This window comes from Segatella copri, assembly GCF_009494395.1.
Lineage (GTDB): Bacteria > Bacteroidota > Bacteroidia > Bacteroidales > Bacteroidaceae > Prevotella.
The window spans coordinates 1-12,432 of sequence record NZ_VZCB01000027.1; the positions used below are offsets into that span (position 1 = coordinate 1).

Genomic DNA, 12,432 nt, shown 5'->3' on the forward strand with positions numbered 1-12,432 from the left:
TCTCAAAATTAGAAAAATGATGCCGCCGTGCAAAGGTACAACATTATTTTGAGATATGCAATACGGCGTTGAGCGGATACTTACAGAACAACGTATAAAAGATGAGGTGAAAAGCCAAACGGCTTATATGGCTAATGCTCAACAAGCAAATGTTATCTCACAAAAAATAGAATTCCTTGATGTAAGCAATAAAGTCATAAAAATGGTTCGAAAAATATGGCAAAAAACGTATATATTAAGAGGACAGAAGAGCTTTGCGACTAATGCTGATTATAGAACAAGAAACTATATAACTCCATCTCGTGGTAAGGAATCATACAAGGATAGTTATATCTGGGTAAGTTTTATTTCGTTGTTAAACAAACTTCAACCAACAGAGATATGCTATTTCTTTACGGCAAATCCTGCTGATTTTGCAGTTGATAAAAAAACAACTACTTTGCATCCAGATTTAGCAACAGAAATGCCAGCTTCAGGAAATGTCTGTTTTAAAGTCGGCATTTTAGAAGGAAAAATACGTGCGTATATTCAAAATCATCCTTAATGAGTCGGAAGTTTACTGAGGGAACATTAAGAGATATAGTTTTTGTTTTTTTGGTAATTTAAATCAATAGTTTTGTTATGGACAATATAAGAATTAAAAACTACCGATGCTTTGATGACACTGGTGCGGTGGACATAAAGCATATTACTGTTTTGGTTGGTGCCAATAGTAGTGGAAAGAGTTCTTTCTTGAAATTCTTTGGCTTGATAAAGCAAAGTGTTTCTGAGTTTGTAAGAGGTTTCTTTTTGTGGCAGGGGCCTTTGATAGATTTCAATGACTTTGATAATGTAGTAAAAGACAGGGATAAACCTATAGAGGTTGACTTTGATATTAAGAATCTTCCTATCTATACAGACTTCAAAATGTTCAGAGGTCAGGTTTCTGATGTTCATTTGCACCTAGAAATTGGTAAAGATGATCCAGAACGGGAATATGATATTCTTCAAAAAATGATTATCTCCTTTGATGGCAATGTTTTTGAGCTGAATTTTAATTCTGATAGGTCAGCTTATATTGTTATTAATGGTATAAGGTCTCTTGAAATTGGTGACGTAATAAAATGGGGATTAACAAATTCTCTTTTTCCTAAAATTGCATTTATGCCCAACAAAGAAGGATTTGACGACGAACGTTCTTTTAAAATATTTAAAAGAATGCAGGATATCATAAAAAAGGTTTCTGCAAAAGATGAACGTCATATATTCTTTACACCGAGGTATCGCTATAGCTTTGATAAGTCTCTTTTGAAAAAATATATAAGTAGGCAAGGAAATGGTAAATTAAGCGAAGCTGATATAGAAACGATGTCTAATATGGCAATGTATTTTTCAATAAATACATTCTTAGATTCTCTTAATTTTTATATGCTCCATTTGTGCAAGAAAATGACGTATGTAATGCCTTTGCGAGCAATAGTGCAAAGGTATTATAGATATAATAACTATGCTGTGGATAGTATTGATGCCGATGGAGGTAATTTGCCGATGTTCTTTAATGGTCTTTCTGCGGATGCTTTTAAAAATTTCAATGAGCATTGGTTGTTACCAATATTTAAGTTTGAGCTAAAGCTAAGATCATCAGGTGAAGGTCATGTGGAGCTGTTAGTCAAGGAGAAAGACAAGGAAGAGAGAAACTTAATAGATGTGGGATTTGGATATACACAAATCCTTCCTATCTTGACGATACTTTGGAAGGCTATTATGATGGATTGCGTTGCTACTGATGAGAAGGATGATTTCTGCAAATCGCATATAATAGCTATAGAGCAACCGGAACTCCATCTTCATCCTCGTTTTCAGGGCTTGTTTGTCGATATGTTGGATAAGGTTATAGCTATATGTCATAAGGAAAAGAAGGATGTACGCATCATAGTTGAAACTCATAGTGAAGTGATTGTTAATCGACTTGGTATCAAGATAATGGATGACAACTCTTACTTAAAGACTGATGATGTAAATGTTATGCTTTTCAATGCAAAGGAGGAAGGATTTGATACAGATGTAATTTCTTCATCTTTTAACGACGAAGGATATTTAACTAATTGGCCGTTTGGCTTTTTCTCAGACAATGTATATTGAAATCAAAGAGGATGTCATTAGAGATGCCATCAGAAAAAAAGAACTCGAAATAAATGATTCTTTAGATCTACTCCTTTTGATGGCATTGTGTGCCAAGCAGGGAAAACATATAGTGTCTGTTCCATGTTTGTTGACAAATACAGATTTGTGTAAAGAATTGACGGCAATGATGGGAAAAGGAAACTTTGGCGCATTATACCGTTACAATAGTTATAGGTATAAGTATAATACAGTAATAGCCCAATTGTCTATTAAATGCGTGATTTCTTATGAGCCTAAAGCTGATGATGAAGGAGGCGTAATATGGGTAATTCCTTCTAAGAATTCTGAATTTGAACCATGGGTAGAAACGTATGTGTTGACGGAAAATTTAGCCGATTCGACTTTCTTTACTTATCTTGCTTATTATTATACTAATAACTATATTCTACGGGGTAATGCCAAAAACTCTGATATTGCTTTTAATTTCTATCCTTTAATGGGAGGTGGAGTGACAATAGACAAAGTCCTGCAAATGGAAATAAAACGGAAACAGCACTTTTGCCTTACTATCGCTGATAGTGATAAAAAGTGGAATGATGATACGACTTTTGGCGAAACGGCACAAAATATGATGAATTCAATAGAAACGTTTAATCCGTTTAATTGCCGCCTTTATGTCATGAACAAAGTGAGGGAAATTGAAAATTTGATTCCTCGCAAGTTAGTTGAGCAATTTGGAGATAAAAATGGCTTTTGGGAAATTTTTAAGTATGATTCTTCCTTTTTCGACATGAAAATAGGATTGTGCTTGAGTGAGTTGTGGCATCGTGAAGTCTACAAATATTGGAAGGAAATGTTGGGTGATACCTCTATTTTCACAGAATACAACTCTATATGGCAAAGATGCCAGAATAAGAAAAATTATGATCAAGAAATCAAAGGAAAGGAACCTATAAAGAAAGGATTTGGAAAGAACTTATTGTCTTTGACTATTGGGGATATCAATTATGTAAAAGAGAAAAAAAAATACAACCCCAAAATGATAGATTCTCTTTATTCTATAACTCCGCACGAATTGACTCCGGCTCAACAAGAAGAGTGGAAAAATATAGGACAGCTGATGTTTAGTTGGACTTGCTGTCTAAAATGTAGAATCTAGTAATGCATATTTAATATGAAGAATATGGAAAAAAATAAAATACCGAAGCGTTTGCTGATTATCGGTAACGGCTTTGATCTTGATTTAGGTAGAAATACGAGGTATTCAGATTTTGCTAAAAGCGAATTTTGGCCCAAGAACTTGAAAAGCCAGTTGTATAGATACTTAAGCCAAAAATCTCAAATAGAGAAATGGTTTGATTTAGAGGGTGAACTTGCTAATTATGTTCAAAAGATTGGCAATACAGTTTCATCTTATAGAGCATTAATACCTGCGACAGCGCAAGAAGATGCCCAAGATTTTAAAATTATAGTTGCCTCAATGATTTCGTACCTACAGTCTGTTCAAAGAAAAAACGTAAAGACAGATACATTAGCTGCTAAAGTCTTTTCTTTAGTTTGTCAAGACTCTGCTTTTAGTAAGATTTATTCTTTTAACTATACTGATTTGAATAGAGTTACAAGACAGTTTGAACTTCCTGAATTGTCTAATATAGAGTATGTACATGGTTGTTTGTCTGATAACTCAGCTATATTGGGTATAAATGACGAAGTAGATACCGTGGATGGAGCATACGATTTCATGAGGAAAAGCTTTAATCCCCATTATTCAAGTCATCCTGTAGGTTTTGATTTGAGAGACGCAGACGAGGTAGTGTTCTTCGGCCATTCTCTTGGCGACAACGATTATCACTACTTTCAGACATTCTTTAAGCATCAATGTGAGGAGAACTTGGAGCCTGGAGAAAAGCAAACGATTACTATCTTCACTTATAATGAGACTTCAAGAATGGAAATCATGCGTACTCTTCACAAAATGAATCATGGTAGGACTTCCATGTTGTTTCAGAATAATCAATTGAATATCTTTTGTACTTCTGATGAAAAACAGGAAACGAACGATGCTTTACGTGATTGGTTTCAATATAGGGAGCATGAAATTAAAAGGCTTCAAACTAAAGAGTTCTTTGCTGATATATCCTAGTGTTTGATTTAGCATATTAGCAGCGTGTAAAAATAGCAATTATGGAGAAAAATGATAAAACATTACTTCCGTTTCTTCAAAAAGTTTATAGTGCACTAAGGCATTTGAACAATTTTTCAGTATCTAATGACTTCAATGATAATATCTCAGATTTAGATGGCTTCTTTACTGAGTACAGAAGTTCTACATTTGCCTTACAAAAGTCATTAGGTGGAAATAGTAATCCTGTGTATCAGAAAAATTTGAAAGATTATTTGCTGAAAGATGAGTCTGTTTCTGGTTGGATGAAAAAAAAACGAAATGATTCTGTTCATGAGCAACCATTCAATCTACATAAACATTTATTAGTGATGGCATATTTGGCTACCTCATCGGAAATCATCTTGGAGAAAGAATATACTATAGAGTTTGATGAGCCGTTTGAAAAACTTCAAAATGACTTAGTAGCCGATTTGGAAAAACAGAATCCAGTAGAGGTTAATTTCTCTGTGATGTATTTCTTTACAGAAGAAGACAAAACTGTAGATGTCTTTGTATTGTCGATGAAAGCTATAAAGATGATGATGGCTTTTATGGTAGCGATGTATGAGGATTTAAAGGTTTCCGATGAAACGTGCGCAGCTTTGCTGAATAAGAATATTGATTTGGCTAATTCCATAAGAAACAACAACTTTACTTTTGTACGAGATTATTGTTATCTGACTAAAAAACACCAGTTTATTGGAGGAGAGGTTTTAGAGTCAAATATTCCTTATTGCAAGATGCCAATAGAAAAAATATATGAGAATTTAGGAATTCAGAGACAAGTAAATGAGGATTTTGCTTTTTTCGTATCGATACATTCTCAGATATATTTGAAACAAGAAAGACATATTGCGCCAACGTTCTTTGTTAAGTATGCTGATGACACTGTGGCTATAGTTTCGTTTGATGCATCTCTTAGAACTACGTTTTATCGTAAGATTAATGAAATAGCATTAAAGGTTATAAGCGAGAATATAGAATCAGTGTATTATGTGTCCGAGTTTGTTTCTTATGGTTCTGTTTCTTCTGTAAGGGATGTTGAGGCTTTGATGGGGATGCCCTATATTGAACGTCAGCAAAATGTTAAAAAGACAGCACTTGCTTTCTACGAAATCAATAAGAATGGAGTAAAGTCTATTTTTGCAGAAGGAGAACAGGTAAACGAATTGCTATCTATAGAAGATGTAATGCAATTCCAAAAAGAATATGATACTGCTTATCATTGCTTATTAACTCCGTTAATAGTTGCTTTCGCTACTAAAAGAGACAGAGAGAATGTTTCCAAATGCTAATTTTAACTCTAAAAAATGGAATAATTAGTTATGAAGATATTACATATTGGTCAGATGATAGGAGGATTGGATATTTATATCCGGAACTCTATTATATATAATAATGTGGAAGATAATGAGTATGTCATTGTCTGTGGTAAGGATGATAAGCATCAGCCTGTTATCAGAAATGGTATAGAGGTGAAAGAATACCCTATATCATTGTTCCGCTCGCTCAATCCTTTGAATGATTTGAAGGCTTTGATAGAAGCTGTCAAGATTATAAGGAAGGAGAAACCGGATGTGATTCATTGCCATAGTGCTAAGGGTGGTATCATCGGAAGAACTGCGGGATGGATTACAGGTGTGAAGACATTTTATACGCCTCATGCCTTCTCTTATCTATGTACTCCTTCGAAGTTGAAACGATGGGTGTTTATGACCATAGAGCGATTGACTCGTTTCGAGACATACGTATTAGCTTGTTCGGAATCAGAACAGGAAATGGCAATCAAGGAGGTTGGTTATTCTAAAGAGCATGCCTTGGTTTGGCATAATGCCGTGCCTGATTCGTCTCTCGAAAGGGGAAAGATGGTTGATATATCTGAGCCTTATGCTTGCTATATCGGGCGACCATGCTACCAGAAGAATCCTTTGTTTTTGCTTGATGTCATTAAGAAGGTGAAGGATAGAGGATGTAATCTCAAATTTATCTTGCTGGGTGTTGGCTATCATTCTCCAGAATTGGATGCAATGAAAGCCAAAATGCATGAGTTAGGATTGGAAGAATCCATTCGCTTGGAACCTTGGATTAATCATACTGATTGCCAGGAGTTTGTGCGTAAGTCGCTGTTCTATATATCTACAGCTCTTTATGAAGGTTTGCCTTTGGCTATCATTGAAGCTATGGCGAATGGCAAGGCAATTATAGCCAGTGATGTAGTTGGAAATAATGATTGCGTAAGAAATGGGGAGAATGGTTATCTCCTGCCTTTGGATGCTGATGCTTACGCTGATAAGATTATCCAACTCGTAAACGATAAAGAATTAAGAACTTCTATGGAGGAGAAATCTAGAGCTTTGTTCCTGGAAGAATTCTTCATAGAAAATAGAATTAAATACTTGCAAAATCAATATAATATGGTTTATAATCTGAGATCTGGGGGCAAATCTTGTCCTCCTAAAGACTAACATTGATAATGTAATTCTGGTATCTGTCAGTTATGACACAACCCTCCATCGTGAAGAAAGGAGGATGGCAGCATGAAAAAAACAAATACTAATCATTTAATATTTAAGACAATGAAGGGAATAGTATTAGCAGGTAGTAGTTACACGTTTGTATCCTATCACAAAGGGTATCAGCAAGCAGCTGATACCTATCTTCGATAAACCGATGATATATTATCAATAACAAAGCTACTGTATTTGGTTATCGAGTAAGCAATCCTGAGCGATATGGCGTGGCAGAGTTTGATGAGCAAGGCAATTGCCTGAGCATCCAAAGAGCAATTATGCTGTGGTAGGCTTGTACTTCTATCCTAATAAGGTGGTGGAAGTAGCTAAGCATATCAAACCATCTGCTCGTGGTGAGTTGGAAATCACCACCGTAAACCAGGAGTTCCTGAAGGATAAGCAGCTGAAGGTACAGACCATGGCAAGAGGATTCGCCTGGCTTGATACCGGAACCCATGATTCCCTTTCTGAGGCTTCAACCTTTATCGAAGTCTTGGAGAAGCGCCAGGGCTTGAAGGTTGCTTGCTTGGAAGGTATTGCTTATCGCCAAGGATGGATAGATAGTGATACGTTGCGTGAGAATGCTCAGCCAATGCTGAAGAATGACTATGGCAAATATCTCCTTTCCATTCTCGATGAGAATGAAACTTCTTTGATAAAGAATCTTGAATATTAAACTTTTTTCAAATCCCTCCGTCTCCCTTTCCAAAGGGAGCTCCACTTTCTCCCCAAGCCCCTCTCAATGGTCTTTACACCCCCTTCGGTTCCCCCGTTTCCGGGGGACAGAAACCTCAGGAAGCGGGGATGTAACCGCACACTTTTGGCGTGCTCGGAACCGCTACGCTCTAAAGTTAGCGGACCGTCAGAGGTCTCGCCAGTTTTTGCGGGATGGGACCGCAAGGTTGAGGGATTCCTAAAAAATAAATTAGTAAGTATGCATAATATATTAATCACGGGCGGTGCTGGTTTCATCGGCTCACACGTAGTAAGACTTTTCGTGAACAAATATCCTGAGTATCACATCATCAACCTCGACAAGTTGACATACGCAGGCAACCTGGCTAACCTCAAGGACATCGAGGACTAGCCTAACTATACTTTCGTTAAGGGTGATATCTGTGATTTCGACCTGATGTTGAAGCTGATGCAGGACTATCAGGTGGATGGCATCATCCATCTCGCTGCCGAGAGCCATGTAGATAGAAGTATCAAGGATCCATTCACTTTCGCTCAGACTAATGTGATGGGTACCCTGTCTCTGCTCCAGGCGGCAAAGATCTACTGGGAGAGTCTTCCTGAGGGATACGAGGGTAAGCGCTTCTACCACATCTCTACCGATGAGGTATATGGTGCTTTGCAGATGACTCATCCTGAGGGCATTCCTGCTCCTTTCACTACAAAGGCATCCAGCGGTAAGAACCACGAGGCTTACGGCGAGGAGTTCTTCGTAGAGACTACCAAGTACAATCCTCACTCTCCATACTCAGCATCTAAGGCAAGCTCAGACCACTTCGTCCGTGCTTTCCACGATACATACGGTATGCCAACCATCGTGACCAACTGCTCTAACAACTACGGTCCATACCAGTTCCCTGAGAAGTTGATTCCGCTGTTCATCAACAATATCCGTCATCGCAAGCCATTGCCAGTATATGGTAAGGGTGAGAACGTGCGCGACTGGTTGTATGTAGTAGATCATGCCCGTGCCATCGATATGATTTTCCATAAGGGTAAGATTGCCGAGACTTACAACATCGGTGGTTTTAACGAGTGGAAGAATATCGATATCATCAAGGTGGTTATCAAGACCGTTGATAGATTGCTCGGTCGTCCTGAGGGTGCTGACTTGGATTTGATTACTTATGTAACAGACAGAAAGGGTCACGATATGCGTTATGCCATTGATTCTCGCAAGCTTCAGAAGGAACTCGGTTGGGAGCCATCTCTCCAGTTTGAGGAGGGTATCGAGGAAACTGTAAAATGGTATCTGGATAACCAGGAATGGATGGATCATGTTACTTCTGGGGAGTATCAGAAGTATTATGAGGAGATGTATAAGGACAGATAATGTCTTTTTTCGAAAACCTACCCGTCCTTCCTTACCGTTAAGGAAGGCTCCACATCTCTCATCAAGCCTCTCTCTTGCCCGAAGAGAGAGGATGTAACCGCCCTCCGGTGCTCGAAACCGCTTCGCTTTATGGTTGGCGGGGCATCAAAGCCCTTCGCCATCTTGTGCGGGATGGGACCGCCTGAGGATTAGTGAGGATATAATTTCTACTGCTCTTATATGACGTTTTTATATAGATTGTTATGATAAAGTTTCGTATTTTTGAATTTGGCCTTCTTGCTATCGTAGTAACGATGGTTTGTCTTTTCTTGCATGGATGTCATAGTCCATTTGTTGGTGAAAATACATTTGTGGCATCACCTTCTTACGTTGTTGATGGTAGTTTGTACATAAAAAAAGCAGATGTGCAAATAGATTCAACACGTCATTTAGTTTGGGGCAATAGACATAAATCACAATTCGAATCAGAGGAAAAAGAGTTGAAAAGTCTTTATGAACAAGGTAAAATTCTTACAACTTCCGAGTTTGCGTCAAACATTACAGAGTATTATAATACCTTGGTGAGTGTTTTGGTAGGCTTATTCATACTTTTCAGTATTTTTGGTTATTTCGCATTGAATGAAAAATTTAAGAAAGAATTGGAAGAAAAGGAAGAAGTCCTTGAAGAAAAGTTGAAGCAAGTTGTTGTAGAGAAATTGTCTGACTCTGTAACTATACAAAATAAAATTATTAATTATATACTTAGCGATGTCCAAGATTGGGCTATAACGAAAGATGACGCAATTGTGTTAAAAGCTGATGTTGATAAAATAAAAGACGACATAAATACGTTATATGAATTAAATGACGAACTTGTCACAGATAGAAATATAGATGATTAGCGTATGGGAACAAGAGGAAAACGAAATAAAAAGGTGAATGTTTTTGAGGAACCAACTTTGTTGTCGGATATAAATAAAATCAAAGAGTTGGCTACCGAAAAAGGAATGTATAATGGGGATGCCTTGGATATAGAACAACTTATTCAAGAAATTTCGCGTCGGGAAGAGAATGCTCCTATATTGATAAAAAAAATACCCATGGACAATTATCTTTCTGGTTCTTTGTCTTATAAAGATGGCGTGTGGATTATGACAGTTAATAGTAAACAGCATCCAAAAAGACAAAGATTTACTCTTGCGCACGAATTGGCTCATTATATATTGCATAAAGAAAAAAACACAGAGTTTCAAGATTCGACTTTCTTTAGAGGAAATAATATGGACTCATTAGAATATATGGCTAATGATTTTGCTGCAGCTTTGCTGATGCCTGACGATAAAGTTAATGAGCTTATAAAAAATGGTATTCGTAATATAGGTAAATTAGCGGAAAAGTTTGACGTGTCTGCAGCTGCAATGAAATATAAAGTGGAAAAATTAGGTTATAAAGTGAAATAATATGGACAGAAAGTATGTTTTGATAGTTCGAACAGGAGAAGCTGAAATCAGAGCGGTAGAGAATCTGGAAGATGAAGTTTTTGATGAAGTTTTGCCGCTGATAGAATTAACTCGTGGTCGAAAAAGAACGATTGATGATATGGTTTCATATCCGTTCGATTTGAGACTTTCAAAACTCAAAAATAAATTGAAAGGAAGACAAATTGCAATGGATGTAACAAGTGATGAAAATCTGGCAAGTGAAGAAACCGATAGTCTTTATAATTTCGAAAATGGGTACGAAAAATGGGTACAATTGCTTTTAAATCTTAAAGATGAGAATGTTTTTAGCTCCATAATTCCATCATTGGTAATGAACTACGATGATGATAATTTTGAGGAAAACTTTAAAAAAGAAATTCATTCTTTGTTAGATGCTTTTGGTGTTGTTCTTTACAGGTGTGCAATAGAAGATGAAGATTGTTATGATGATTTGGATTTGATACGGCACGAAATTGGTGACAAGAAACTTTTTGTTCTCATAGATTGTGGTTATATGGCGCAAGCAATGCAACATAATGTTGCTGAGAAGTGTAAAGCTCGTATAAGAAATATTCGTAGCTTGTTATCATGTAATTATGACATAATAATATGTGGAACATCTTTCCCTAACAATATTTCTGAAATAGGTAATGATGATACTGATATATTTAGAATCTCTGAAGTAGATGTCTTTGAGGCATGTCATGAAATATATGATAAAGTCGTGTATGGTGATTATGGTTCTATAAATCCTAAAAGAAATGATGGTGTTGTTATGGCTCGTGGCTGGATTCCACGTATTGATGTACCACTAGAGGAGAATATATATTACTATCGACTAAGACGGCCTAGCAAAGTGTCTAGATACAGTTCTACATATGAGGAGGTAGCTAAATTGGTAATGAAAGATAGGCGTTTCCCACATCATTTGAAGGTGTGGGGAACGGATATGATACGTCAATGCGCTTATGACAAAGTTCCTTCTTCAAGCCCTTCTTTTTGGATTTCAGTAAGAATGAATATCCATGTAATGCAACAGTTAAATCGTTTAAAACGTGCCCTCTCGTGACAAGATAGGAAGGTCATCTACGCAAGATATGACTCCTTTATCTTTCATGTATAAGGAGAACGAGGGTTCTATTTTTTTGATATAAAATTTAAGTAAATGTTCATGTATCTGTTTTTTTGATTTTTTAGATAAAAGACATCTAGCATCATCCGAGTTCATTCTCCAATTTACGTTAAATGCTTTTTTGAGGTATGATATTGGCATTGATGCTAGCATCTCATCTTTTGTTGCATGAAAGTTGGTTCTTGGCCTTTCTTGCTTCTTGATGGTATCTTCACTGATGCAGTATAACCCAACAGGTTTTCCGTCAATGATTCTTTTTGTTTCATCAATTTTGTCTTGTGAACAAAATACTATAATCTTATCGTAGACTTTTAAATATTCTTCAATCTGATATGGAAGTCTCTTTAAGTTGTCATCTTTGGACTTAATTTCAATAGCAATAATTTGATTGTCAATAATTGCTAGCAAGTCAGCAGAGTTACGGCTACTTCCAAACATAATTTCATTCCCAATAATTATGTTTGGATATATTTGCAGAAGAAAATCAATAATTCTGCATTTTAGATGTTCTGCTGTTTTCTTTCTCATTCAATTTCTATTTTGCAAAGATTTAAATTATTTGTAACAGAGTTGTTTAAAATATCTTATCTATAGATATTTGGCGCATAGCCCAATCAATGGGCTATGCTGATGAGTTTACTACCCAAAGCTGTTTCTATACGAGCAATGGTTTGAGTCGTGAAGTTATGTCTGCCTGTTAGCCATTTGGAGATTTCTGAGTCTCGCTTGTTGAGCAAACGGGCGAAATCCTTTTGGATGAGTCGCTTGGCTTTCAGAATCTCACTAATGCGCTCGGCAATACCGAAAGACAAATCGAACTCTGCCTTTTGCTCGGCAGGTATCGCAGCGAGGCAATCACGGAATAATTTGTTCTGTATCATGACGCTTAAATATAAAATGCGTTTATAGTTCGTTGTCTAGGATTTTCATCATTTCTGCTGCTGTAATCACTTGCGGTTCTTTTGGGAAGTGTTTGAGATTACCTGTTACTAAGA

General features: G+C 36.7%; 11 protein-coding genes and 2 pseudogenes. 11 read left to right on the forward strand and 2 right to left on the reverse strand.

Annotated elements, in window-relative coordinates:
* Positions 1-55 precede the first annotated feature (55 nt).
* The 11 genes and pseudogenes from F7D73_RS03070 to F7D73_RS03120 all read left to right on the forward strand — a co-directional run bounded on the left by F7D73_RS03070 (position 56) and on the right by F7D73_RS03120 (position 11,374).
* Entirely contained in the window at positions 56-544 is a 489-nt protein-coding gene (locus F7D73_RS03070; protein WP_153122238.1) for a hypothetical protein, read from the forward strand.
* A 77-nt stretch (positions 545-621) separates the two neighbouring features.
* Positions 622-2,121 (forward strand): AAA family ATPase, encoded by a 1,500-nt coding sequence (locus tag F7D73_RS03075; RefSeq protein WP_153122239.1) that lies wholly within the window; start codon positions 622-624, stop codon positions 2,119-2,121.
* Positions 2,111-3,262 carry a hypothetical protein gene (locus F7D73_RS03080; RefSeq protein WP_153122240.1) on the forward strand — a complete coding sequence of 384 codons (1,152 nt, stop codon included), beginning with the start codon at positions 2,111-2,113 and terminating at the stop codon, positions 3,260-3,262. Before F7D73_RS03075 ends, F7D73_RS03080 begins: the two co-directional genes overlap by 11 nt.
* Positions 3,263-3,286: 24 nt before the next feature.
* A complete protein-coding gene (locus F7D73_RS03085) occupies positions 3,287-4,246 on the forward strand; it encodes an AbiH family protein (RefSeq protein WP_194256832.1) in 960 nt (319 codons plus the stop codon).
* A 41-nt stretch (positions 4,247-4,287) separates the two neighbouring features.
* Positions 4,288-5,562 carry a hypothetical protein gene (locus tag F7D73_RS03090; protein WP_153122242.1) on the forward strand — a complete coding sequence of 425 codons (1,275 nt, stop codon included), beginning with the start codon at positions 4,288-4,290 and terminating at the stop codon, positions 5,560-5,562.
* Between the two features lie 30 nt (positions 5,563-5,592).
* The gene (locus F7D73_RS03095; RefSeq protein WP_153122243.1) at positions 5,593-6,732 is read left to right on the forward strand and encodes a glycosyltransferase family 4 protein; all 1,140 of its coding nucleotides are present in this window, start codon (positions 5,593-5,595) and stop codon (positions 6,730-6,732) included.
* A 111-nt stretch (positions 6,733-6,843) separates the two neighbouring features.
* Positions 6,844-7,453 (forward strand): annotated as a pseudogene (locus tag F7D73_RS03100) (sugar nucleotidyltransferase).
* A gap of 258 nt (positions 7,454-7,711) precedes the next feature.
* Positions 7,712-8,845: pseudogene (gene rfbB, locus F7D73_RS03105) on the forward strand (dTDP-glucose 4,6-dehydratase).
* A gap of 242 nt (positions 8,846-9,087) precedes the next feature.
* Positions 9,088-9,726: a hypothetical protein gene (locus F7D73_RS03110; RefSeq protein ID WP_153122244.1), complete on the forward strand. Its 639-nt coding sequence runs from the start codon at positions 9,088-9,090 to the stop codon at positions 9,724-9,726.
* A 3-nt stretch (positions 9,727-9,729) separates the two neighbouring features.
* The gene (locus F7D73_RS03115; RefSeq protein ID WP_153122245.1) at positions 9,730-10,284 is read left to right on the forward strand and encodes an ImmA/IrrE family metallo-endopeptidase; all 555 of its coding nucleotides are present in this window, start codon (positions 9,730-9,732) and stop codon (positions 10,282-10,284) included.
* 1 nt (position 10,285) lies between these two features.
* Positions 10,286-11,374 (forward strand): beta family protein, encoded by a 1,089-nt coding sequence (locus F7D73_RS03120; RefSeq protein WP_153122246.1) that lies wholly within the window; start codon positions 10,286-10,288, stop codon positions 11,372-11,374.
* Here F7D73_RS03120 and F7D73_RS03125 read toward each other — a convergent pair.
* On the reverse strand, positions 11,354-11,965 hold the full coding sequence (locus F7D73_RS03125) for a sce7726 family protein (protein ID WP_153122247.1): 612 nt from the start codon (positions 11,963-11,965) through the stop codon (positions 11,354-11,356). The genes F7D73_RS03120 and F7D73_RS03125 overlap by 21 nt on opposite strands.
* Positions 11,966-12,051: 86 nt before the next feature.
* Entirely contained in the window at positions 12,052-12,318 is a 267-nt protein-coding gene (locus F7D73_RS03130) for a helix-turn-helix domain-containing protein (protein WP_153122248.1), read from the reverse strand.
* Between the last annotated feature and the right edge of the window lie 114 nt (positions 12,319-12,432).

Bases quoted from the DNA above. Each gene is read 5' to 3' on its own strand.
- F7D73_RS03070 (WP_153122238.1), top strand. From the start codon at position 56: ATGCAATACGGCGTTGAGCGGATACTTACAGAACAACGTATAAAAGAT.
- F7D73_RS03075 (WP_153122239.1), top strand. From the start codon at position 622: ATGGACAATATAAGAATTAAAAACTACCGATGCTTTGATGACACTGGT.
- F7D73_RS03080 (WP_153122240.1), top strand. From the start codon at position 2,111: ATGTATATTGAAATCAAAGAGGATGTCATTAGAGATGCCATCAGAAAA.
- F7D73_RS03085 (WP_194256832.1), top strand. From the start codon at position 3,287: ATGGAAAAAAATAAAATACCGAAGCGTTTGCTGATTATCGGTAACGGC.
- F7D73_RS03090 (WP_153122242.1), top strand. From the start codon at position 4,288: ATGGAGAAAAATGATAAAACATTACTTCCGTTTCTTCAAAAAGTTTAT.
- F7D73_RS03095 (WP_153122243.1), top strand. From the start codon at position 5,593: ATGAAGATATTACATATTGGTCAGATGATAGGAGGATTGGATATTTAT.
- F7D73_RS03110 (WP_153122244.1), top strand. From the start codon at position 9,088: ATGATAAAGTTTCGTATTTTTGAATTTGGCCTTCTTGCTATCGTAGTA.
- F7D73_RS03115 (WP_153122245.1), top strand. From the start codon at position 9,730: ATGGGAACAAGAGGAAAACGAAATAAAAAGGTGAATGTTTTTGAGGAA.
- F7D73_RS03120 (WP_153122246.1), top strand. From the start codon at position 10,286: ATGGACAGAAAGTATGTTTTGATAGTTCGAACAGGAGAAGCTGAAATC.
- F7D73_RS03125 (WP_153122247.1), bottom strand. From the start codon at position 11,965: ATGAGAAAGAAAACAGCAGAACATCTAAAATGCAGAATTATTGATTTT.
- F7D73_RS03130 (WP_153122248.1), bottom strand. From the start codon at position 12,318: ATGATACAGAACAAATTATTCCGTGATTGCCTCGCTGCGATACCTGCC.